Here is a 21,993-nt window from a genome sequence, read left to right on the forward strand (position 1 = left end):
ATGTCTGATTTTTATCATGATTTTTGTACTGCCTTGCGCTGCCTGAATACTGCTTTCCGGGGACCCGGCACGCCATGCTCGCCGCCGTACAGATAGGCGGCGATGACTTCGCTCAGGCGGGCCGCCTTTTCAACGTTGTTCTTGTTCGATACCATCAGCGCCACGGCCAGCGCCTCGATCATGGCCAGCGCCGTGCTGGCGCTGCTGGGCAGGACGGGATGCGTGCTTTGCGCATACAAGGCGTGATCGGCCAGTTCGGCCAGGGGGGATGCGGGAGAGTCGGTGAGCGCCACGATGCAGGCGCCACGGTCGCGCGCAAAGCTGGCCAGGCCGATGCAGTCGAGCGTATAGCGGGGGAACGAGATCACCACCAGCACGTCGTGCGCCGTCAAGTTGACCAGATGCCCGGCCGCCACTTCCGAACCGCCAATGCCTACCACTTCCACCACATGCGGGCAAAACGGCTGCAGATGCTGCACCAGCATGCCCGCCAGGTTGGCCGACAGGCCAAAGCCCATCACATACACCACCTTGGCGCGCGTCAGGCGCCGCACCACGGCCTGCATGGCCGGCGGCGACAGGGCATCGGAAGTGGCGGCAATGTTCGCGGCCGCATACTCCAGGCTTTCCGTGATGGGCGAGGTGGCACGCGCACGCCGTTGTATCGTACGGCGCAATTTGTCGACTGGCTGCAACAGCGATTGCAGGGTTTCGGCCATGGCGCTGCGCATGGCCGAATAATTCTTTTGCCCGATGTCGCGCGCGAAGCGGCTGATGGTGGCCGTCGAGACCTGGCAGCTGTCGGCCAGTTCCTCGATGCCCAGCGCCGTCACGCGCATCTGGTTGCGCAGCAGGTAATCGGCGATCTGCCGCTGCGAGGCCGAGCCGCTGGCCAGCACGTGCATCAGCGTTTGCCCCAACGGCGATTGCGCGAAGGCGGCATCGGGCGACGACAGGGCGGCGGCCACCGGCGCGCGGAAGCTGTTACGGGCAGGACTGGCGGATGATTTCATATCACTGGCGGCCTGTGTTCTTGTACATGGCGGATGACGCATAAAAAGGCGAAAACGGGTCGCTGGAACTTACTCTACTCATATCAAAAAGAAAACTCAACAAATATTTGTAAAAGGATTTTCATTGATTTACTTCGTGAAAATAATGCTACATAATCGACCGAAATCCATCAACCGCGCCCCGTTTTGGGGCGAATTTGCCATGCAAGTACAACAGCATCCCATCTCCACTGCGCACGCCAGCATCACCTGCCAATTGAGCAGCTTCCACTTCGGCGCCGCAGCAGCCAATAGCCGCAGCGGCAAGAAGGTGTATATCCAGGCGGCGCTGCACGCGGACGAAGTACCGGGCATGCTGGTATCGCAATTTTTGCGCCGTGAATTGCTGGCGCTGGAGGCGGCGGGCAAGATCCACGGCGAAGTGATTCTGGTACCGGCCGCCAATCCCATCGGCCTGGCGCAAGCCATCCATGGCGCGCCGTTCGGCCGCTTCGACCTGACCACCGGCATCAACTTCAACCGCGCCTACCGCCACGTGGCCGATGAACTGAAAACCACGCTCGATGGCAAGCTGGGGCAGGATGCGCAAGCCAACGTGGCGCTGATACGCCAGCATGCGCGCGACGCCGTCGCCGCCTGGCGGCCGTCCACGGATGCGGAGACGCTGAAAAAGACGCTGCTGGGCATGGCCATCGATGCCGACATTGTGCTCGACCTGCATTGCGATAACGAGGCGGCCCTGCACATCTATACGGGCACGCCGCTGGCAGCGCAGATCGCGCCCCTGTCCGCACTGCTGGGCGCGCGCGCCGTGCTGCTGGAACTGGCGGCCGGCGAAGAGCCGTTCGACGAAGCCTGCAGCCGCCTGTGGTGGGACCTCGACGCACACTTCCAAGGCCGCTATCCGATTCCCGCCGCCTGCCTGTCGACCACCGTCGAATTGCGCGGCGAAGTGGAAGTGAGCTACGCCCTGGCAGAGCGCGACGCCACCGCCCTGCTGCGCTTTCTTGCCATCGAGGGCGTGCTAGAGATCGCCGGTGCCGGCGACGACCTGCCCGCACCGCAATGCCAGCCCACGCCGCTGGCCGGCGTGGAACCGATCCTCGCGCCGCATCACGGCGTGCTGGTGTATCTGCGCGAAATGGGCGACGTGCTGGCCGCCGGCGATGCGCTGGCCGACCTGATCGATCCGGTCAGCGGCGAGACGACGACCTTGCGCTGCAGCGTCGCCGGAGTCTTCTTTGCGCGCAGCGCCCACCGCCACGTCTTGCGCGGCATGAACGTCGGCAAGGTCGCCGGTGCCATCGCCTTCCGCGGCGGCAGCCTGCTGAGCCAATGACGCCATGAGAACATTCAAGCTCCCCAATACCTTCGTCCTGCTGTGCGGCATCCTGGCCATGATCGCGCTGGCGACCTGGCTGGTGCCGGGCGGGAAATTCGATACCCAACTGGTGAACGGCAAGCAGCTGATCATTCCCGGCACGTTTCACTACGTGGACAACAAGCCGCAGGGACTGGCCGCGCTGATGATGGCGCCCATCAAGGGCTTCGTCGACGCCAGCCTGATCATCGGCTTCATCCTGATCGTCGGCGGCGCCTTCGCCGTGCTGCAAAAAACCGAAGCCTTCGATTCGCTGATCAAGGCCATCGCCAAGGCGCATACCAGTTCGCGCTTCGTGCGCGCCGCCATCATTCCCGTCTTCTTCACCATGTTCTCGCTGGGCGGCGCCACTTTCGGCATGAACGAGGAAGCCATTCCCTTCATCCTGATCTTCGTGCCGCTGGCGCTGGCGCTGGGCTATGACACCATCACGGGCGTGTCGATTCCTTTCATCGGCTCGCAGGTAGGCTTTTCCGCCGCCTTTTTAAATCCGTTCAACGTCGGCATCGCGCAGGGCATCGCCGGCGTGCCGATCTTTTCCGGCATCGGCTACCGCCTGATCGTGTGGGCCATCGCCACGGCGGTCAGCATCGTGTTCCTGATGTGGTATGCGGCGCGCATCAAGCGCCATCCGGAAAAAAGCCCGACCTACCTGCTCGACATCGAAAAGCGCAGCGAGCATTCGATGGACCTCGACAGCTTTGCCGGCATGACCCGCACGCACCGCGCGGTGCTGTGGATTTTCATGGCAACCTTGCTGACGATGGTCGTCGGCGTCGTCAAGTACGACTGGTTCATCGATGAAATCGCCGCCCTGTTCCTGGTGATGGCCATCGTCGTCGGCCTGGTTGGCCGGCTCGACATGGACAGCCTGGTGGCATCCTTCGTGCAAGGCGCGCGCGACATGGTCAGCGTGGCACTCGTCATCGCGCTGGCGCGCGGCACCATGATCCTGGCGCGCGATGCGCAGATCATCGACACCATGCTGCATGCATTGACGCCCCTGGTGGCGTCGTCAAGCCCCGTCTTTGCCGCGCAAAAGATGTTCTTCATGCAGTCGGTGATCAACTTTTTCATCCATTCCGGCAGCGGCCAGGCCGCGCTGACCATGCCCATCATGGCGCCGCTGGCCGACCTGGTGGGCGTGACGCGCCAGACGGCCATTCTGGCATTCCAGTTCGGAGAATTCACCACGCCGATGATCCCCACTTCCGGCATCACCGTCGGCGTGCTGGCGCTGGCGCGCGTGCCGTGGATTACCTGGGCCAAGTGGATGATCCCGCTGCAGCTGATTTACCTGGTGCTGGCGCTGCTGCTGCTGATTCCACCCTGCCTGATGCACTGGCAGTAAGCCAGTCAGCGCTGGTAGATGTCCGGCACATAGCGCTCCATCAGCGTTTCCGGGCGCAGCGGCGCCGTGAAACCGTGACGCGCGTACAGCGTATGCGCCGTGCCGGTGGCCAGCATGAAGCGGCGCAAGCCCTGCAAGTCGGGATGTGCCATCACGGCCTCCATCAGGCGCTTGCTGTAGCCACGGCCGCGGTACTCTTGCAGCACATACACGTCGACCAGATAGGCAAACGTGGCGTAGTCGCTGACCACGCGGGCGAACGCCACCTGACGGCCGCCAAGCGTGCCGCCAAAGCACAGCGAATGGTCGATGGCGCGCTGTACGGTAGCCAGCGGGATGCCGATGGCCCATGTCGATTGCGTGCTGAGAAAATGGTGGATGGCTGGAACGTCGAGTTCCGCCTTGTCGGTGCTGATCATCAAATGTGACATCGCGCAGGCCCTGCTATCGTTAAAAGCACGATCATCGACCTTTTTTCTGCGGCTGTCACCAGGGCTGGATAGAACCGGGGGCGCCGCCCGTTCTGCCTGTCCGTGATGCGGTGTTGCTGTTTGCTGCGGATGCTTCTTGTGCTGCCGGCAATGCCATCGCCGCGCTTACAGGGCGACTTTTTCTTCTGCGCTCAGACGCTTGGCGCTGACATACACGGTGTGCATGGTGGCTTGATCGGCGCTGGCGGCGATGGGGGCGGGCGCGGCGCGCAATTTCGGCACGGCGGCGGTAGCCAGGCTGGTGGCGGCGGCGATGGCGATGATGGCAACGAAGATGGCTTCCATGTTTTTAGCGATGTTCATGATGGTGTCCTTTGAGTGGCTGGTTGTGTGTTGCGATGATTGAACTGTAGGCCGATCACCGCTGAACTGCCATCGGATTGCGACCAAACGCACGATTCGCGGGACAGAATACAAAAAGCCCGGATGGAACGCACAACAGCGTCCGCAGCGAGGCATTTGACGCGTGCCAGCCCCATTCCCGGCCATTTCAGCGCCCTGCAAGCCCCTAAAAGCCCTAACGCAGGCCAACCTTGTTTATAATCGCCCTACACTAAAGGACTTCTTTCATGACTGATCAATTCTCCAAAAAGGGCGAAGCCTGGTCGGCCCGGTTTTCCGAACCGGTCTCGGACCTCGTCAAGCGCTACACAGCTTCTGTATTTTTTGACAAGCGCCTGGCGCTGTTCGACATCGAAGGTTCGCTGGCCCATGCGGAAATGCTGCATGCGCAAGCCATCATCAGCCCGGCCGACTACGCGGAAATCGTGCGCGGCATGGCGCAAATCTCGCAGGAAATCGCCGCCGGCCAGTTCGAATGGCTGCTGGATCTGGAAGATGTCCACCTGAATATCGAAAAACGCCTGACCGAACTGGTAGGCGATGCGGGCAAGCGATTGCACACCGGCCGTTCGCGCAACGACCAGGTGGCCACCGACATCCGCCTGTACGTGCGTTCCGCCATCGACGACATCACCGCCCTGCTGGCGACGTTCCGCAGCGCGCTGACGGACCTGGCCGAACAGCATGCCGACACCATCATGCCGGGCTTTACCCACATGCAGGTGGCCCAGCCGATCACCTTCGGCCATCACATGCTGGCGTATGTCGAAATGTTCGGCCGCGATGCCGAGCGCATGGCCGATTGCCGCAAGCGCGTCAACCGTCTGCCGCTGGGCGCCGCCGCCCTGGCCGGCACCACCTTCCCCATCGACCGCCTGCGCGTGGCCAAGACGCTGGGCTTCGACGACGTCTGCCACAACTCGCTCGACGCCGTGTCGGACCGCGACTTCGCCATCGAATTTTGCGCCGCAGCCGCCGTGCTGATGATGCACGTGTCGCGCATGGCCGAGGAATTGGTCATCTGGATGAGCCCTCGCATCGGCTTCATCGACATCGCCGACCGCTTCTGCACCGGCTCGTCGATCATGCCGCAAAAGAAAAACCCGGACGTGCCCGAACTCGCCCGTGGCAAGACGGGCCGCGTGTATGGCCACCTGATTGGCCTCTTGACCCTGATGAAAGGCCAGCCGCTGGCCTACAACAAGGATAACCAGGAAGACAAGGAACCGCTGTTCGACACCGTCGACACCGTCATTGACACCTTGCGCATCTTCGCCGACATGGCCGGCGGCATCACGGTGAAACCGGAAGCGATGCGCGCGGCAGCCCTGCAGGGTTATGCCACGGCGACCGATCTGGCCGACTACCTGGTCAAGAAGGGCCTGCCGTTCCGCGATGCCCATGAAGCGGTGGCCCTGGCCGTGCGCGCCTGCGTCGACGCCGGTTGCGACCTGGCCGACCTGACGCTGGAGCAGTTGCGTGCCTTCTCGCCGCTGACTGGCGAAGACGTATTCGAGGTGCTGACGCTGGAAGGCTCCGTCGCCGCACGCGACCACGTGGGCGGCACCGCGCCGCGCCAGGTGCGCGCCGCGATCGCCCGCGTGCGCACGCAACTGGAAAAATAAACCGCGCTTGCGCGCTCAAACGCCCCGCTGCATCGCTGCAGCGGGGCGTTTTTCATTGCGCGACGATTTTCGACAGCACGGAAAAAGCGGCCCCCGTCTGCGATGCTTCCAGCAGCAAGGTCAGCTCCGTATACGTGCAGATGATATTGATCAGGTTAATGCGCTCCCAGGCCAGGCGCTTGAGGATGGCGTGATACACGCCAGGCGTATAGCAGGTTTCGGGCGCCAGATGCAAGGTCACGGCCGTCACCCGTTCCAGGCGCGCCAGTTCCTGCTCTTCGCCGAACACCTCTTCCACCAGCGCATGCAGCGAACGGCTGCAGATCACCATCACCTCGTTGACGCCGCGCGTGACCGTGATGAACGTGCCGCGCTGGGGTGCTGCCAGCGCCAGCAACTGGCGCTGGCAGGCATACGTCTGGTCGGAGTAGCGGTAGGTAAAAATCATCAATTCGCTGCGCGTGGACAGTTCGCCCGCGCGGTGCGCCAGCACGATCTCGCCGCTTTTCTGCTGCGGCATCCGCTCGGCCAGGCGGCGCAGCGCCATCACCACGGCGGCCTGCCCCACCGGCTTCCATAAGTCGGTCTGCAATTGCGGCTGCAACTGGCGCGCCAGTTCCGACAGGTTGAGCAAGCCCCGGCCCAGCCCCTCGCTGAGAAACGCCGATTCCATCACGATCTGTTCCACTTTGGTCGCTATCGAAAGCATAGTTCGTCGGGCCGGTGATTCCGGTGCACGCACCAGGAGCCGGCAACCCTTCCTGAAAAAGAGAATGCACTGCGCCAGCGGCCACGCCGGGTGGCGCGGTCGGACTCGCTGAAAAGCCCCCGTCGCAGGGGGAGGAGTCGGATAGCGGCGGCTAGGAAGGCGGATGCAGCATGCAGGCCGCTCCAGAGGGGAAATGGCTGAAACCAACAGCAGAAAACAGAACTGATGTCATGTGAAACTCCTGATTTTTTTCCCGATGCGCTGTATCTGGACGCGGTCATTGCCGCGTGCGCTTTTTTGTCTTCGCGTGCGCCACTGGTGACAACGCGAAGACCTAGTGTAGATCGCAACATTTAGAAAATGCAACAGTGTTTTTCCAACAGAACACGTCATTGAGGGAATGGATCCAAAACAAAATTTGCAGCTTGCGATACATCAAACTTTGCGACGATACAGCGACGATAAATGTTCAATTCTTAACAAAAAATCGCGTAGTGACCCATTTCTTGAATTTTTTGACATGGCGATCTCGACAAGTTTAGTGTCCCCTTACCCGACTTCATGCCACCACAAAACGGCAGGCTATCCGCTCGCTGCAAGGCAGGCCGGGGTGGCCATCAGGCATCGCGGCCAGCTCATTCACCATTTCCTTAACCGATACCATGGAGCAGAAATGAATTTACGTTTGACGATAGTTGCCGCATCCATCGCCGCCCTGCCGCTGATGGCCACCACGGCAGACGCCGCCACGCCGCTGCCACAGACCTTGATGGCTGCCCCGGTCACCCTGGCCTCTCCACAAGAGAACGCCAGCTTGGTCAACAAGCTGGCCGCGCAGGCGCGCAGCCGCGGCCTGAATAGCGAACATGGCTTTGCCGTCGGCGCCCAGCATCCGGGCGTCAGCGGCACGCGCGTGAGCCGCGTACAGCACACCTACAAGGGCTTGCCCGTCTTCGGTTCCGAGACGGTGGTGGTCAGCAACAGCGCTGGCGACATCGTCAGCGAATCCGTGTCGGACCGCGCTTCGGGCCTCGGTAGCGGCGGCATCAATGCCGTCACCCGCAGCGCCACCACCGATATCGACACCACGCCGGCAGTCAGCGCTGCTGCCGCCATCGCCGCCGCAGTGAAAAGCATCGGCGTGCCGGCCGTCGACCACGTGCCGCCGCATGCGCAACTGCTGATCTATCCCGTGATGAAAACCGTGCGCGTGGCTGGCGCCGAGAACAAATCGGAAGCGGCACTGAACGCCCTCGACGTGCAGGACGTGGTCGACCACTACGAGTTGGCCTATCTGGTGCAGACGCGCATGATCAGCGGCAACAAGCCCGTCTACTACGACACCATCGTCAGCGCCAAGGATGGCCGCATCCTGCGCCAGTGGAAAGCCCTGAAAACCGTCGCCGGCATCGGCAACAGCCAGTACAACGGCCAAGTTCCGCTCAACACCACGCTCACGGGCAGCACCTACACCATGAAGGATCCCAGCCGCGGCACGGGCGGCAGCTTCGGCGGCATGGCCATCACGAATGCCAACCACGGCACCACCTCGGGCAGCGTGTACAGCAGCACCAGCAATACCTGGGGCGACGGCCAGCAATACATCAGCGGCGGCAGCACCACCAACGCCAACGGCCAGACGGCGGCCGTCAACGCCATGTGGGGCCTGATGAACACCTACGACACGCACAAGAATGTGCTGGGCTGGTCCAGCCTGGACGGCAACAACACGGCCACCCACATCGCCGCCCACGTCAACACGGCTTACGACAACGCCTACTACGACAGCAGCTGCAAGTGCATGTACATCGGCGACGGCGGCAGCTCGTTCAACAACCTCGGTTCCATCGACGTGATCGGCCATGAAATGGGCCACGGCATCACGGACGCCACCTCGGGCCTGATCTACTCGCAGGAATCGGGCGGCTTGAACGAATCGAGCTCGGACATCGCCGGCGAAATGGTGGAAGCGTATGCGCGCGCCGGCGGCACTGGCACCAGCATCCCCAACACGGGCAACGATTGGATGACGGGCAAGGAAATCGCCAAGAATGGCCAGCCGCTGCGTTGGCTGTATAAGCCGAGCAAGGATGGCAGCAGTCCGAATGCATGGAGCAGCACCATCAAGAACCTCGACGTCCACTACAGCAGCGGTCCGAACAACCGCATGTTCTACTTCCTGTCACAAGGCTCGAACTCCACCGCCAGCAGCGACTACTACAGCTCCTACCTGAACAAGAGCCCGCTGGCCATGACGGGTATCGGCAGCGACAAGGCCTACCGCATCTGGTTCAAGGCAGCGACCACCAAGTTCACTTCGTCGACCAACTACGCCGATGCGCGCAACAAGGTGCTGCTGGCCGCCGAGGAACTGTATGGCGTGGGCAGCGCCGAGGCGACGGCCGTCAAGCGCGCGTATGCGGCCATCAACGTCGGTGCCGACGTCGATGAAAGCAGCACGGGCGGCGCGGTGAGCATCACCAGCCAGCCGGCCAGCATCACCGTCGCACCAGGCGCCACCGCCTCGTTCGCCGTGGGCGCGGGCGGCGGCACGGCGCCGTACACCTACAAGTGGTACCGCAACGGCGCCGTGATCAGCGGTGCCACGTCGCCCGCCTACAGCTTCACCACTGTGGCGGCCGACAGCGGCGCCGTCTTCAAGGCGACGGTGACGGATTCGTCCTCGCCTGCCGTGACGGCCACGTCGAACAACGCTACGCTGACGGTGGGCACGAGCAGCGCCACTGAACGCGTGACGAACGGCGGCTTTGAGTCCGGCGCCACGGGTTGGAGCGGCACCACGGGCGCCATCGGCACCTTCACGGGGCAAACCGCGTATGAAGGCACGCAGTACGCCTGGCTGGGCGGCAATGGCGCCACGGCCAGCGAATCGCTGACGCAAAGCGTGGCCATTCCGGCCGCCGCCACCTCGGCCAGCTTGAGCTTTGCGCTGCATATCGACACGGCTGAAACGGGCAATACCGTGTACGACAAGCTGGTCGTCACCGTGAAGAACAGCGCCGGCACGGTGCTCGGTACCCTGGCCTCGTACTCCAACGTGAACAAGGCGGCCGGCTACCAGATCCGCACCTTCGACCTGATCGCCTACAAGGGCCAGACCGTGCAGATCTCGTTTGCCGCGACCGAGGACGCCTCGCTGCAAACCTCGTTCGTGCTCGACAAGGTCAGCCTGATCACCCAGTAAGCGGCTGAACATGCGGGCAAGCCATCGATACAAGGGCTTGCCCGCGCATGCAACACCGCACGATTGATTTTCTGGCAATTCCAGTCTACCCTGAGGCAACTCATTGCCTCTTGCTGCTGCCGGTACCCGCGACGAATTGAACTTTTTTTGGATTGTTCCCTACCGATGCCTACTTTGACCGCACGCACCTTCCTCCCTGGCAGCCTGTTCCTGTCTACTTCCGTCGCCCTGCTCACCTGAGCCGGCGATGCAGTTCCACCTCCAGGTGCAGGGCCCGGCCGGCAGCCAGGCATTGGCCGTCGACGCCGCCAGCGAGGCCGAGGCGATCCGCGCGGCCGTGCGCGGCGGCTGGCGCGTGCTGGCCGTCGACGCTGGCGCCACCTCAGACACGGGCGCCGCGCTACGCCCGGGCAAACAGGGACTGCCCCTGCTGCAATTCAGCCAGGAGCTGCTGGCCCTGCTCGAAGCGGGCCTGAACCTGGGCGAGGCCATGGCCACCCTGCACAACAAGGAAACGCGCCCGGGCGCCAAGGCCACGCTGGCCGCCATCGTGCTCAACCTGCAGCAAGGGCAAAGCTTTTCCGACACCCTGGCCGGTTTCCCCGACATCTTCCCCGACATTTACATCGCCACCGTGCATGCGGCCGAACGCTCGGGCAACCTGCCCGAAGCGCTGGCGCGCTTTGTCAGCTACCAGCTGCAGTTCGACGCCATCCGCAAAAAACTCATTTCCGCCGCCATCTACCCGTGCATGCTGCTCGTCGTCGGCGGCCTGGTGACATTGTTCCTGCTCGGCTACGTGGTGCCGAAGTTCAGCGTCGTCTACGAAAGCTCGGGCCGCGAGATTCCCTGGATGTCGCAAATGCTGCTGGGCTTTGGCCAAACGCTGGCCGCGCATCCGCTGCTGTGCGCCACGGCGCTCGCCGCCAGCGTGGCCGCCGTGGTGTTCGGCATCGCCAACCGCGCCATGCGCCAAGCCCTCGTGCTGCGCCTCTTGCGCCTGCCCGTGCTGGCGGACAAGGCGGCGGAGTTCCGCCTGGCCCGCTTCTACCGCGCCCTGAGCCTCCTGCTGCACGCCGGCATCCCGCTGCACAAGGCGCTGGCCATGGTGGCCCCCATGCTGCTGCCGGCGCAACAGGAACAGCTGGCGCAGGCGCGCCGCGCGGTGCAGGAAGGCATGCCGTTTTCCACCGCGCTGGAACACGCCGGCATGGCCACGCCGGTGGCGCAATCGCTGCTGAAAGTGGGAGAAAACACGGGCCGCCTGGGCGACATGCTGGAACGCTCGGCCAAGTTCCACGACGAGGAATTCGCCCGCTGGGTGGACTGGGCGTCCCGCCTGCTCGAGCCGCTCCTGATGACCATCATCGGCGTGGTGATCGGCGGCGTGGTGGTGCTGATGTACATGCCGATCTTTGAACTGGCCGGGAGCTTATCTTGAAGTTCATGTCATGAACGCACGCGACGAAGAACGCACCGTTCTCGATGCGGCCATGCTGCGCCGGGCCCACGCCAGCGCGCTGGAACAGGGCCGCCCGCAGATGGCGGTGCTGCAGGAAACGGCGGCCCTGCCGCCCGAAGTCTTTTTGCGCCAGCTGGCCGCCCTGTTCCGCTACCCGGCGTGGACGATGGCCGAGCTGCAGGCTGCCTTGCCCGCCTTTGCCCTGCTGCCCTACACGGATTGCGCCCAGCGCGACTGCGTGCTGCTGCAGCCGGGCGCCCCCGGCGCGCCGCCCGTGCTCGTCATCGGCAACCCGTTTGCCGAAGACCTGCTGCAATGGGCCGACTTTGCCCTGTCCACGCCCTTCACGGTGGCGCTGGCGCACCCGGACGACCTGGCCGCCTATTTGCTGCAGCAGGAAAGCGTGCAGCAGGCGATGCAGGAGATGCAACACGGTGATGATGTGCCGGGACTTGACCAGAGTATCGAAGATATCTCGCTGATACGCATCAGCGAGGACAGCAGCCCGGTGGTCAAACTGGTGAACTCCACCATCTACGACGCCCTGAAATTCCAGGCCAGCGACATCCACCTCGAATGCGACGTGGCCAGCCTGGTCATCAAGTACCGCGTCGACGGCGTGCTGGTACAGGCGGGCCAGGTACAGGGGCTGGCGATGGCCGAACAGATCATCTCGCGCATCAAGGTCATGGCCGACCTGGACATCGCCGAGCGCCGCATCCCGCAGGATGGCCGCTTCAAGGTGCGCGTCAAAGGGGCGGAAATCGATTTTCGCGTCTCCATCATGCCCAATATCTTTGGCGAAGATGCCGTGCTGCGCCTGCTGGACCGGCGCGCGCTGACGGAAGCGGCGCAGGCGCTGCGCCTGGAAAGCCTGGGACTGAACGAAGATGCCATCGAGCAGATCCGCCGCCTGGCCGCCAAGCCGCATGGCATGCTGCTGGTAACGGGGCCCACGGGATCGGGCAAGACCACCACCCTGTACGCGGCCATCACGGAAATCAACACGGGACGCGACAAAATCGTCACCATCGAAGACCCCGTCGAGTACCGACTGCCGCGCGTGCTGCAGATCCCCGTCAATGAAAAGAAGGGGCTGACGTTCGCGCGCGGCCTGCGCTCCATCCTGCGCCACGATCCCGACAAGATCATGATCGGCGAGATCCGCGACGACGAAACGGCGCAGATCGCCGTGCAGGCCGCGCTCACGGGCCACCTGGTATTTACCACCGTGCACGCGAACAACGTCTTTGATGTGGTGGGCCGCTTCCTGCATATGGGCGTCGATGCCTACAGCTTTGCGGCGGCCCTGAACGGCATCGTGGCGCAGCGCCTGCTGCGCCTCAATTGCGTCCATTGCGCCGTCGACGCCAGCGCCGAGGTACTGGCCGATGCGCAGCAATTGCGCGACAGCGGCCTGGCCCTGCACCAGCTGCAGGACTGGCAATTCATGGCCGGCAAGGGCTGCGGCCATTGCCGCGGCACCGGCTACAAAGGCCGCAAGGCCGTCGCCGAAGTGCTGATGCTCAGCGACGCCATGCGCGAAATGATCTGCACGCGCGCGCCCCTGAGCCAGATGAAGGAAGAAGCGGCGCGCAACGGTTTTCGCCTGGCGCGCGAAGCGGGCCTGGACCTGGTGCGGCGCGGCGAAACCACTTTAGCGGAGCTCAATCGTGTCACTTATTGAACGCCTTACCCGCGCCACCCTGTGCCTGCACCTGGCGCCGCACGGATTGGACGGCGTGCTGCGCCGCACCGGCCGTCCCGTGCCCGACAGCACCTTCCACCTGCCCATTGCGAACCCCGACGCCAGCTGGGAAGTGGCGCTGGCCGCCCTGCGCGGCTGGCTCGAACAGCACAATGAAAAAAAACTGCCGCTGGCCGTCAGCCTGGCCAGCCGCTGGTGCGCCATGCTGATGGTGCCGTGGAGCGGCGCCCTGCTCGACCGAACCAGCGCGCAGCGCTTCCTGCATGGCCAGTTCGCTGCCGTGTATGGCGATGGCGCGCGCGCCTGGCGCCTGGCTGCCGACGATGCGCCCTATGGCAAACCGCGCCTGGCCTGCGGCATCGATGGGGAATTGCTGCAAGGCGTGCAGGATGCGGCCGCAGCGCATGGCCGGCGCTGCCTGTCCATCGAACCCATCGTCGGTCCCGCCTGGCGCAACATCGCCGGCGGCAAACCTGCCGCCTTCGCCCTGGTGGAAGCGGGACGGCTGCTGCTGGCAACGACCAGCGGCGGGCGCATCACGGCCATGCACAGCCAGTCCTGCGGCGCCGCCTGGGGCGAGGAACTGGATAGCGCCTGGCGGCGCTGGAACCTGCGCGCGCCGCAGCTCGACGCCATCGAACAGGTGGCGCTGCTCGACCTGAGCGGCGTGCCGCAAGCGGAGGTGCCAGAACGCTTCGTGCCCATCGCCGTGGCCAGCGGCGCCCACCTGATGCGGGAGGCCGCATGGGCCTGAGCCGCCTGGAATTCCTGCCGCCCGGAGCAAGGCAGACCTTCAAGGGCTGGCGCCTGGCCCTGTGCCTGGCGGGCGGCCTGATGCTGCTGCCGGCCGCCGTGTACTGGCTGGTGCAGGCGCAGGAGACGCGGCGCCTGGAAGCCCAACTGGCGCAGCTGCAGCCAGCGCGTCCCGTGCGCGCGCCCCTTTCGGCAAGCCAGCAGCGCGAACGCGACCTCGAACTGAAACAGGTGGCCGCCGCCGTGCGCCAGCTTAACCTGCCCGTTACGCGCCTGGTCAGGACGGTGCAGCCGCCGCGCGACGTGCGCGTGGCCTTGCTGGGACTGGACCTGAACGCGCAGCAGGGGCAGGATGGTGCCAGCGTGCTGAAAATCGCCGCCGAAGCGGAAACGCCGCAGGACATGCTCAACTACCTGGCCTTCCTGAACCAGCAGCCCATGTTCAGCTCCGTGTATCTGCTCAAGCACGAGATGCACGCCAACGCGCCGGAACACGCGTATCGTTTTCAGCTGGAGGCGCAATGGCGGCAATAAAACCGGCACTAAAAGCCAGCGCGCCCGTGTCCCGTCCGCGCCTGCAGCTGCGCATGCCGCCGCGCCTGCAGTGGGAAGCGCAGCGGCTGTGGCATACGCTGGGCTGGCCTTGCGCCATCGGCGCGGCCTGCCTGGCGCTGGCCGCCTTCGCCGTGCAGCAAGGCGACGCGCTGGCCGCACACCAGCAGCAATTGACGGCGCAACTGGCCGCTGCTGCCAGACAGTCGGCGCTGCCGCCGGCACCAATCACGCTCGATGCCGATGCCGACAGCCTGGCCGCCTTTCACGCCTACCTGCCCGCGCATGACAGCATTCCCGAACAGCTGAAGGCCTTGCTGGAAGTGGCGCAAAAGAGCGGCGTCACCCTGGCCAAGGCTGACTACAAGCCGCAGGAAGACGGTAACACGGCCTTTTTGCGCTACCAGATCACCCTGCCCGTGAAGGCCGAATACGCGCAGCTGCAAACCTTTATCGTCGATGCCCTGCAGGCACTGCCCACCCTGACGCTCGACTCCGTGCTCTTCAAGCGCGAGCAGATCGAAGCGGGCGAGATCGACGCGCGCATCCAGTTCATCCTGCTGGTGAAAAAGGCGGAGGTACGCCGATGAAAAAAGCCGTACTGGGAGGCGCCGCCGTGGCGACCTTGCTGGCCGCCCTCTTCGCCCCCGAGGATGAAGGCAGCATCGTCGGGCCGGCCACGGCCACGCCGCGCCAGGTAGAACGGGTGGCGGTCGCGCCGCTCGCTACAGTCGCCGCGCCGCAGACCAATCGCGCGCTGGCCATCCATCCGCGCCGGGCGCTGGAAGTCGAGGATGCGGCCACCCTGTTCGCCAAGCAAAGCTGGCAACCGGAGACGCCGAAAAAGATCATGCTCGACCAGCAGGCGGCGCAGGCCACGCGAACTGTCGCCGCCGTCGATGCGAACGCGCCGCCACCGCTGCCCTTTCAATTCCTTGGCCGCTTTGTCGATGAAGGCAAGGCGGCCTACTTCCTGCAGGCGGGCGAACGCAACGTGGTGGCGCGGCCCGGCGACACGCTCGAAGAGAGCTACCGCTTCGACGGCGTGGTGCAGGGCGCCCTGCAATTTACCTATCTGCCGCTCAACCTGAAACAGACACTCGCCGTAGGGGACCTCAATTGAAACGACGCGCCGCACGTATGTCTCGTACTATCCTCACCCTGCTCCCTGTGCTGTCCCTGCTGGCCGCCTGTGCGGGCAACCAGGCCTACAACGATGGCCAGGCCATGCTGGGGGCCGGCCGCACGGAACAGGGCCTGGCCCTGCTGGAACAGGCGGCGCAGGCCGAGCCGACCAACGCCAAGTACCGCATCGCCGTCACCAACGGCAGGATGCGCGCACTCAATAACCTGAATGGCCGCGCCGAGGCGCTGCGCCAGCAGGGCAAGCTGCCCGAAGCGCAAGCGCTGTACCAGCAGGCGCTGGTGCTGGACGCCAGCAACGACGTGGCACAGCGGGGCCTGGCCGGCGTGGCGCAGGAGGAACGGCACCGCAAGCTGGTGCAGGAAGCGCAGGCCAGCTACCAGCGCGGCGGCGAAGCGAATATCGCGCAAGCGCAGGAAGCCTTGCGCCAGGTGCTGCAAGAGCGCCCCGCACAGCGCGAAGCGCTGGCCCTGAAAAGCCGTATCGGCGACGAGCAGGCCAAGGCCCGGCCGGCCGGCGGCAAGCTGGCCGCCGCCTACCGCAAACCCGTGACGCTGGAATTTCGCGACGCGCCGCTGCGCTCCGTGTTTGACTTCATCAGCAAGGTGTCGGGCCTGAACTTCGTCTTCGACAAGGAAGTCGACCCCGCCCTGCGCGCCACCATTTCCGTGCGCGACACCAGTATCGAAGAGGCGATTGCCATGCTGCTGGGCGCCAACCAGCTGGAACAAAGCGTCACCAGCGACAAGTCGATCACGATCTACCCGAACACGCCGCAAAAGGTGAAGGATTACCAGCAACTCGTGGTACGCACCTTCTTTCTCGCCAATGCGGACGTCAAGACGGTGGCGTTCTCCATCAAGACCCTGCTCAAGGCCAAGGACGTCGTCACCGACGAACGCCTGGGCATCATCATGCTGCGCGATACGCCGGAAATGGTGCGCATGGCCGAACGCATCATCAACGTGCAAGACCTGGCCGACCCGGAAGTGATGCTGGAAGTGGAGGTGCTGGAAGTCAAGCGCACGCGCCTGATGGAACTGGGCGTGCGCTGGCCGGACCAGGCCAACCTGACCCTGGCCGGCATCGCAGGTAGCACGGGAGGCCTGGGCGGCCTGAAAGTGGCGGACCTGCACCGCATCAATGGCGACAATATCAACCTGGGCATCGGCGGCGTCACCCTGAACGCCAACAAGACCGATAGCGACAGCAATATCCTCGCCAACCCGCGCATCCGCGTGCGCAACAAGGAAAAGGCCAAGATCCTGATCGGCGACCGCGTGCCCGTCATTACCGTCACGACGAATAACGGCGTCAGTTCCGACAGCGTCAATTACATCGACGTGGGCCTGAAGCTCGACGTCGAACCGAACGTCTACCTGGACGACGAGGTGGCCATCAAGATCAACCTGGAAGTGTCGAACGTGGTCAAGGAAGTGATCAGCAAGACGGGCACGCAGGCATACCAGATCGGCACGCGCAGCGCTTCCACGGTGCTGCGCCTGAAGGATGGCGAGACGCAGGTGCTGGCAGGCCTGATCAGCGACGAGGACAGGGGCACGGCCAACAAGGTGCCCGGCGTGGGCGAACTGCCCGTGTTGAACCGCCTGTTCGGCAGCCAGAAGGATGACGCCATGCGCAGCGAGATCGTGCTGTCGATCACGCCGCGCCTGCTGCGCAGCATCCGCCGCCCGGACCTGCTGACGGCCGAGTTCAACTCGGGCACCGAGGCAGCGGTGGGCGGCCGTGCCAGCGTGGGCGGCACGCCGGAAGCCATTACCGCACCCGAGCAGGCCGCGCCGCGTACCGGCTCGCCCATGACGGGCGGCGACGAAGCGCCCGCCGCCGACAAGACAAGCAAAGGTGGCCAGTGAAGCATAAAGGCTTTACCTTCATCGAGCTGATGATCACCCTGGCCATCATGGCGACCCTGGCCACGGTGGCCGTGCCGATGGCGCAGGTGGCCTTGCAACGAGCGAAGGAGCAGGAATTGCGCAGCGCCCTGATCGAGATACGCGTAGCCATCGATGCCTACAAGCGCGCCTCGGACAATGGCCGCATCAAGCTGTCGCTGGGCGCCTCCGGCTACCCGAAAAAACTTGAGGAACTGGTCGAGGGCGTGCCCGACCAGCGCAGTCCCTCGAAGCAGAACATCTATTTTTTGCGCCGCCTGCCACGCGACCCATTCCAGCCCAGGGAAGAAGGCAGCGCCGCCGACAGCTGGAGCAAGCGCGCCTATGCCTCGCCGCCAGATAATCCCAGCGAAGGGGAGGACGTATTCGACGTCGCCTCGCGCTCGACCAAGGCAGGCCTGAACGGCGTGCCGCTCAATCAATGGTGATCCCCATGCCCTATTCATCCCCGCGGCGCGGCTTTACCCTGGTCGAATTGCTGGTGGTGCTGGCGATCATCTCGCTGCTGCTGACGATTGCCATTCCCCGCTATTTCGGCTCGGTGGAAAAATCGAAGGAAGTCGCGCTGAAGGAAAACCTGCAAGTGCTCAGGAGCGGCCTGGATAAATACTACGCCGACAAGGGAGAATATCCGACCGAGCTGGCCGACCTCGTGACCCACCATTACTTCCGCAGCGTACCGCTGGACCCCGTCACGGAGTCCGCCGCCACCTGGCAACTGATCCCTTCTCCGAACGGCGAGATCAGCGGCGTGGCCGACGTGCGCAGCGGCGCCAAGGGCAAGACGCGCGAGGGCATCCCCTTTGAGCAGCTCTAGTTTTCGACGCCGCGCACGGGGCTTCGCGTATATCTGGACCCTGATGCTGGTGGCCTTCATGGGTGTCGGCCTGGTGTTGGCCAGCGAATTGCATGCCACCGCCGCACGGCGCGAGAAGGAGCGCGAACTGCTGTTCATCGGCCATGAATTCCGCAATGCGCTGGGCCGTTACTACGACAGCACGCCGGGCGACGGGCGACCCCGCTATCCCTTGACCTTGCAGGAACTGCTGCGCGACCCACGCTTTGCCAACGCCCGGCGGCACTTGCGCCGCCTGTATGCGGACCCCGTCACCGGCAAGGCGGAATGGGGCGTGCTGCGGCAGGAGGGACGCATCGTCGGCATCCATTCGCTGTCGCCGCAACTGCCCATCAAGCAGGATCATTTTCTCGACGAAGACGCCAGCCTGCGCCGCAAGCAGCGCTACGCAGACTGGCATTTTACCTATCCGCACGACCTGATGCTGGCCCAGCCCGATGTCGCTGGCGGCGCGCCGGGACTCAAGCCGAAAGGCGCAAACTGATATCATGCCCGCATTCCATATTCAGCATCGCACAAAGGAGCAGGCATGAGCATAGGTGGCATTTCCATCGAACAGGCATTGGCATCGCTGTCGGACATGACGGGCGGCATGGTCGCCATCGGCAAGGACGAACATGCGCAACGCATCGCCAGGGCGCAGGACTTCATGCGCGAACAGGGCATCGCCGCGATCTACCTGAACGCGGGCGCCAACCTCACCTATTTTACGGGTACCAAATGGTATGCCAGCGAACGCATGGTGGGCGCCATCCTGCCGGCCAGCGGCGAGATCGAATACATCGCCCCAGCCTTCGAGGAAAGCACCTTGACGGGCTTCATGCTCATCGAGGGCAAGGTCAATTGCTGGCAAGAGCATGAAAGCCCGTACCAGTTGTTCGCCGACGTGCTGGCGCGCATGGGGATAGCCCAGGATGCGGCTGCGCCGCCGCGCGTGGGCATCTGCGAAAGTGCCGCCTTCTTCATCTACGATGGCATCAATCCGCTCGCCGCTGGCTATGCGCTGGAAAACGCACGCGCCGTCACCGCGTACTGCCGCAGCCGCAAGTCACCGGCGGAAATCGCCCTGATGCAGCGTGTGATGGACATGACCCTGGCCGTACACGTGGCCACGGCCAGCATGCTGGTCGAGGGCATCACGACGGTGGAAGTGGAAGAATTCATCCAGCGCGCGCACCGCAAGGTGGGGGCGCCGCGCTCGTATTTTTGCATCGTGCTGTTCGGCGAAGCGACGGCCTACCCGCATGGCGTCAACTATGTGCAGACCTTGAAGGCGGGCGACACGGTGCTGATCGACACGGGTTGCCAGGTGATGAACTACATCTCCGACATCACGCGCACCTATGTGTTTGGTACGATCAGCGCGCGCCAGCGCAGCGTGTGGAACAGCGAAAAAGCGGCGCAGGCAGCCGCGTTCGCGGCCGCCCAGCTGGGCGTGCCCTGCGGCGACGTGGACCGCGCCGCGCGCGTGTCCCTGGAGGCAGACGGCTTTGGCCCCGGCTACAAGCTGCCCGGCCTGCCGCACCGCACGGGCCACGGCATCGGCCTCGATATCCACGAGTGGCCTTACCTGGTGGGCAACGACACGACGCCGCTCGACGTGGGCATGTGTTTCTCGAACGAGCCGATGATCTGCATCCCCGGCGAGTTCGGCATCCGCCACGAAGACCATTTCTACATGACGCAAGACGGTCCGCGCTGGTTCACGCAACCTGCGCACAGCATCGACGATCCGTTCGGTCTGCAGGCTTAAGCCGGGTGTTGGATTACGCTGCGCTAATCCAACCTACGCCACCAATGCCCGGTAGCCAGGTAGGTCGGATTAGCGGGGCCGCCGAGGCGCGTAGCGCGTAATCCGACATCACCGCAACGCCAGGTAAGCCGCGGGAGCGCCTTGCACGTAATCCGACACAGCGCCGTCCTTCGCCAGCTTGAACACGGCCAGCGCCACGCCCAGTTGCACGGCCTGCTCCTGCAGCGATTCGGCGGCCGCCGACGCCTCTTCCACCAGCGCGGAGTTTTGCTGCGTCATCTGGTCCATGCTGCCGATGGCCACGCCTATATCGCCGATGCCGGTGCTCTGCGCCTGGCTGGCGGCGCTGATTTCGGCCATGATGTCGGCCACTTTTTTCACCGAGTCGACGATCTGGCCCATGGTCAGCCCCGCCTCGTCGACCAGCTTCGAGCCGACATTCACCCTGTCCACCGAATCGCCGATCAATTGCTTGATCTCGCGCGCCGCTGCCGCGCTGCGCTGCGCCAGGTTGCGCACTTCGGACGCCACCACGGCAAAGCCGCGTCCCTGCTCGCCCGCGCGCGCCGCTTCCACGGCCGCATTCAAGGCCAGGATATTCGTCTGGAAGGCGATGCCGTCGATCACGCCGATGATGTCGACAATGCGTTTCGATGAGTCGTTGATCTCGCCCATGGTGGTGACCACCTGGCTGACCACCTGCCCGCCTTTCACCGCGACAGAAGACGCCGACACCACCAGTGCATGCGCCTGGCCCGCATTGGCCGCGTTGTCGCGCACGGTGCTTGTAAGGCTATCCATGCTGCGCGCCGTCTGATCCAGGCTGCCCGCCTGCGATTCCGTGCGCGCGGCCAGGTCCGCATTGCCTTGCGCGATTTCCGCGCTGGCCACCTGGATGGTTTCGGCCGATGCCTTGATGCCGGACACCATGCCGGCCAGCCGGCCGCGCATCTCCTTCAGCGCCGCCAGCAAACTGGCCTGGTCGCCCGATTCGGTGACGATCTCCATCGAGAGGTCGCCATCGGCCACGGCGCGCGCGATCTGGCGCGCATATTCCGGTTCGCCGCCAAGCTGCTGCCAGATGGCGCGCACGACAAAGTGCGACACGGCCGCCAGGCAAACAATGACGGCCAGCGCCACGGCGATGCTGGTATTGAGGGCATGACGCACATTCGCCGCGCTGCGCTCGATGCCCTGCTTGAATTGCGCTTGCGCCTGTTCGTTGGTCTTGGCCAGGTCCGTATTGAGCACCGCCAGCGCGCCCTGCATGCGCGCCACGGTCGCTTGCGGGTCGCCCTCTTCCATTTCCAGCATGATGCGCGCCGCACTCGTGGCCGGCGCATAGTAGGCGTCAAACTCCTTCGCCAGTTGCATGCCGTGCTCGCGCTGGCCAGGAATGGCGGCAAAGGCGGCCAGCTTGGCGCGCAGCTTGACGGCCTGGCCATCGACTTGCCCGATGCGCTCCTTGTCGCCTTCGCTGACGGCGTCGCGCAAGCCGTCACCGACGGCGGCCAGGTCCAGCGTCAGCGACTTGGCCATGTCGAGCACGGGATAGTCGGCGCTTTCGGTGGCGTGAATGGAATTGAGCGCGGCCGTAGACAGGTAGGCACTGACGGCCAGTCCCAGGCCGAAGATCACGGCCGAGACGACGGGCAGCGCCCATATCTTGCGTTTGATGCTCATTGCTGTCTCCTGATTCTGATGAATTATCGGGCCGCCGCATGGCGCGCGGCCC

The 21,993-nt window shown here is 64.3% G+C and carries 20 protein-coding genes; 15 read left to right on the forward strand and 5 right to left on the reverse strand.

Annotated features, from left to right (window positions below):
- Positions 1-14: 14 nt before the first annotated feature.
- Positions 15-1,013, reverse strand: coding sequence for a MurR/RpiR family transcriptional regulator (locus C8C92_RS25325; protein ID WP_116745600.1), 999 nt, complete (start codon positions 1,011-1,013; stop codon positions 15-17).
- Positions 1,014-1,215: 202 nt separating this feature from the next.
- Here C8C92_RS25325 and C8C92_RS25330 point away from each other — a divergent pair, with 202 nt between their 5' ends.
- Complete coding sequence (locus tag C8C92_RS25330; RefSeq protein ID WP_116745601.1) at positions 1,216-2,352, forward strand: succinylglutamate desuccinylase/aspartoacylase family protein; 1,137 nt, start codon at positions 1,216-1,218, stop codon at positions 2,350-2,352.
- 4 nt (positions 2,353-2,356) lie between these two features.
- Positions 2,357-3,745 carry a YfcC family protein gene (locus C8C92_RS25335; RefSeq protein ID WP_116745602.1) on the forward strand — a complete coding sequence of 463 codons (1,389 nt, stop codon included), beginning with the start codon at positions 2,357-2,359 and terminating at the stop codon, positions 3,743-3,745.
- A gap of 5 nt (positions 3,746-3,750) precedes the next feature.
- On the opposite strand, the gene C8C92_RS25340 is transcribed toward C8C92_RS25335, so the two are convergent.
- Positions 3,751-4,176: a GNAT family N-acetyltransferase gene (locus C8C92_RS25340; RefSeq protein WP_116745603.1), complete on the reverse strand. Its 426-nt coding sequence runs from the start codon at positions 4,174-4,176 to the stop codon at positions 3,751-3,753.
- Between the two features lie 165 nt (positions 4,177-4,341).
- Positions 4,342-4,539, reverse strand: a complete 198-nt coding sequence (locus C8C92_RS28025; RefSeq protein WP_116745604.1) for a hypothetical protein — start codon at positions 4,537-4,539, stop codon at positions 4,342-4,344.
- A gap of 266 nt (positions 4,540-4,805) precedes the next feature.
- Between C8C92_RS28025 and argH the strand changes: the two genes are divergently transcribed.
- On the forward strand, positions 4,806-6,203 hold the full coding sequence (gene argH / locus C8C92_RS25350; RefSeq protein WP_116745605.1) for an argininosuccinate lyase: 1,398 nt from the start codon (positions 4,806-4,808) through the stop codon (positions 6,201-6,203).
- A gap of 52 nt (positions 6,204-6,255) precedes the next feature.
- Here argH and C8C92_RS25355 read toward each other — a convergent pair whose 3' ends face one another.
- Entirely contained in the window at positions 6,256-6,912 is a 657-nt protein-coding gene (locus tag C8C92_RS25355) for a hypothetical protein (protein WP_096237898.1), read from the reverse strand.
- Positions 6,913-7,585: 673 nt separating this feature from the next.
- Here C8C92_RS25355 and C8C92_RS25360 point away from each other — a divergent pair.
- The 12 genes from C8C92_RS25360 to C8C92_RS25415 all read left to right on the forward strand — a co-directional run bounded on the left by C8C92_RS25360 (position 7,586) and on the right by C8C92_RS25415 (position 20,258).
- Entirely contained in the window at positions 7,586-10,117 is a 2,532-nt protein-coding gene (locus C8C92_RS25360) for a M4 family metallopeptidase (RefSeq protein ID WP_116745606.1), read from the forward strand.
- Between the two features lie 247 nt (positions 10,118-10,364).
- Positions 10,365-11,558 carry a type II secretion system F family protein gene (locus C8C92_RS25365; protein ID WP_116745607.1) on the forward strand — a complete coding sequence of 398 codons (1,194 nt, stop codon included), beginning with the start codon at positions 10,365-10,367 and terminating at the stop codon, positions 11,556-11,558.
- Positions 11,559-11,568: 10 nt separating this feature from the next.
- Complete coding sequence (locus C8C92_RS25370; RefSeq protein WP_116745608.1) at positions 11,569-13,266, forward strand: GspE/PulE family protein; 1,698 nt, start codon at positions 11,569-11,571, stop codon at positions 13,264-13,266.
- Entirely contained in the window at positions 13,253-14,041 is a 789-nt protein-coding gene (locus C8C92_RS25375) for a hypothetical protein (protein ID WP_133250829.1), read from the forward strand. Before C8C92_RS25370 ends, C8C92_RS25375 begins: the two co-directional genes overlap by 14 nt.
- Positions 14,032-14,574 carry a hypothetical protein gene (locus C8C92_RS25380; protein ID WP_116745610.1) on the forward strand — a complete coding sequence of 181 codons (543 nt, stop codon included), beginning with the start codon at positions 14,032-14,034 and terminating at the stop codon, positions 14,572-14,574. The genes C8C92_RS25375 and C8C92_RS25380 overlap by 10 nt, the downstream gene beginning before the upstream one ends.
- Positions 14,562-15,182: a type 4a pilus biogenesis protein PilO gene (pilO, locus tag C8C92_RS25385; RefSeq protein WP_116745611.1), complete on the forward strand. Its 621-nt coding sequence runs from the start codon at positions 14,562-14,564 to the stop codon at positions 15,180-15,182. The genes C8C92_RS25380 and pilO overlap by 13 nt, the downstream gene beginning before the upstream one ends.
- Positions 15,179-15,715, forward strand: coding sequence for a hypothetical protein (locus tag C8C92_RS25390; protein ID WP_116745612.1), 537 nt, complete (start codon positions 15,179-15,181; stop codon positions 15,713-15,715). The genes pilO and C8C92_RS25390 overlap by 4 nt, the downstream gene beginning before the upstream one ends.
- A gap of 17 nt (positions 15,716-15,732) precedes the next feature.
- On the forward strand, positions 15,733-17,610 hold the full coding sequence (locus C8C92_RS25395) for a secretin and TonB N-terminal domain-containing protein (protein ID WP_116745613.1): 1,878 nt from the start codon (positions 15,733-15,735) through the stop codon (positions 17,608-17,610).
- Positions 17,607-18,077 carry a type II secretion system protein gene (locus C8C92_RS25400; RefSeq protein ID WP_279340952.1) on the forward strand — a complete coding sequence of 157 codons (471 nt, stop codon included), beginning with the start codon at positions 17,607-17,609 and terminating at the stop codon, positions 18,075-18,077. Before C8C92_RS25395 ends, C8C92_RS25400 begins: the two co-directional genes overlap by 4 nt.
- 5 nt (positions 18,078-18,082) lie before the next feature.
- Positions 18,083-18,466, forward strand: a complete 384-nt coding sequence (locus C8C92_RS25405) for a prepilin-type N-terminal cleavage/methylation domain-containing protein (protein ID WP_116746122.1) — start codon at positions 18,083-18,085, stop codon at positions 18,464-18,466.
- Complete coding sequence (locus C8C92_RS25410) at positions 18,453-18,989, forward strand: type II secretion system protein (RefSeq protein WP_243420355.1); 537 nt, start codon at positions 18,453-18,455, stop codon at positions 18,987-18,989. Before C8C92_RS25405 ends, C8C92_RS25410 begins: the two co-directional genes overlap by 14 nt.
- 45 nt (positions 18,990-19,034) lie before the next feature.
- Complete coding sequence (locus C8C92_RS25415; protein ID WP_116745615.1) at positions 19,035-20,258, forward strand: Xaa-Pro peptidase family protein; 1,224 nt, start codon at positions 19,035-19,037, stop codon at positions 20,256-20,258.
- A gap of 108 nt (positions 20,259-20,366) precedes the next feature.
- Here C8C92_RS25415 and C8C92_RS25420 read toward each other — a convergent pair whose 3' ends face one another.
- Positions 20,367-21,941, reverse strand: coding sequence for a methyl-accepting chemotaxis protein (locus tag C8C92_RS25420; RefSeq protein WP_116745616.1), 1,575 nt, complete (start codon positions 21,939-21,941; stop codon positions 20,367-20,369).
- Between the last annotated feature and the right edge of the window lie 52 nt (positions 21,942-21,993).

The organism is Janthinobacterium sp. 78, assembly GCF_003096775.1.
Lineage (GTDB): Bacteria > Pseudomonadota > Gammaproteobacteria > Burkholderiales > Burkholderiaceae_D > Janthinobacterium > Janthinobacterium tructae.

Bases quoted from the DNA above. Each gene is read 5' to 3' on its own strand.
- C8C92_RS25415 (WP_116745615.1), top strand. From the start codon at position 19,035: ATGAGCATAGGTGGCATTTCCATCGAACAGGCATTGGCATCGCTGTCG.
- C8C92_RS25340 (WP_116745603.1), bottom strand. From the start codon at position 4,176: ATGTCACATTTGATGATCAGCACCGACAAGGCGGAACTCGACGTTCCA.
- C8C92_RS25360 (WP_116745606.1), top strand. From the start codon at position 7,586: ATGAATTTACGTTTGACGATAGTTGCCGCATCCATCGCCGCCCTGCCG.
- C8C92_RS25330 (WP_116745601.1), top strand. From the start codon at position 1,216: ATGCAAGTACAACAGCATCCCATCTCCACTGCGCACGCCAGCATCACC.
- C8C92_RS25380 (WP_116745610.1), top strand. From the start codon at position 14,032: ATGGGCCTGAGCCGCCTGGAATTCCTGCCGCCCGGAGCAAGGCAGACC.
- C8C92_RS25365 (WP_116745607.1), top strand. From the start codon at position 10,365: ATGCAGTTCCACCTCCAGGTGCAGGGCCCGGCCGGCAGCCAGGCATTG.
- C8C92_RS25390 (WP_116745612.1), top strand. From the start codon at position 15,179: ATGAAAAAAGCCGTACTGGGAGGCGCCGCCGTGGCGACCTTGCTGGCC.
- C8C92_RS25355 (WP_096237898.1), bottom strand. From the start codon at position 6,912: ATGCTTTCGATAGCGACCAAAGTGGAACAGATCGTGATGGAATCGGCG.
- C8C92_RS25420 (WP_116745616.1), bottom strand. From the start codon at position 21,941: ATGAGCATCAAACGCAAGATATGGGCGCTGCCCGTCGTCTCGGCCGTG.
- C8C92_RS25370 (WP_116745608.1), top strand. From the start codon at position 11,569: ATGAACGCACGCGACGAAGAACGCACCGTTCTCGATGCGGCCATGCTG.
- C8C92_RS25395 (WP_116745613.1), top strand. From the start codon at position 15,733: ATGTCTCGTACTATCCTCACCCTGCTCCCTGTGCTGTCCCTGCTGGCC.
- C8C92_RS25325 (WP_116745600.1), bottom strand. From the start codon at position 1,013: ATGAAATCATCCGCCAGTCCTGCCCGTAACAGCTTCCGCGCGCCGGTG.
- argH (WP_116745605.1), top strand. From the start codon at position 4,806: ATGACTGATCAATTCTCCAAAAAGGGCGAAGCCTGGTCGGCCCGGTTT.
- C8C92_RS28025 (WP_116745604.1), bottom strand. From the start codon at position 4,539: ATGAACATCGCTAAAAACATGGAAGCCATCTTCGTTGCCATCATCGCC.
- C8C92_RS25335 (WP_116745602.1), top strand. From the start codon at position 2,357: ATGAGAACATTCAAGCTCCCCAATACCTTCGTCCTGCTGTGCGGCATC.
- pilO (WP_116745611.1), top strand. From the start codon at position 14,562: ATGGCGGCAATAAAACCGGCACTAAAAGCCAGCGCGCCCGTGTCCCGT.
- C8C92_RS25405 (WP_116746122.1), top strand. From the start codon at position 18,083: ATGCCCTATTCATCCCCGCGGCGCGGCTTTACCCTGGTCGAATTGCTG.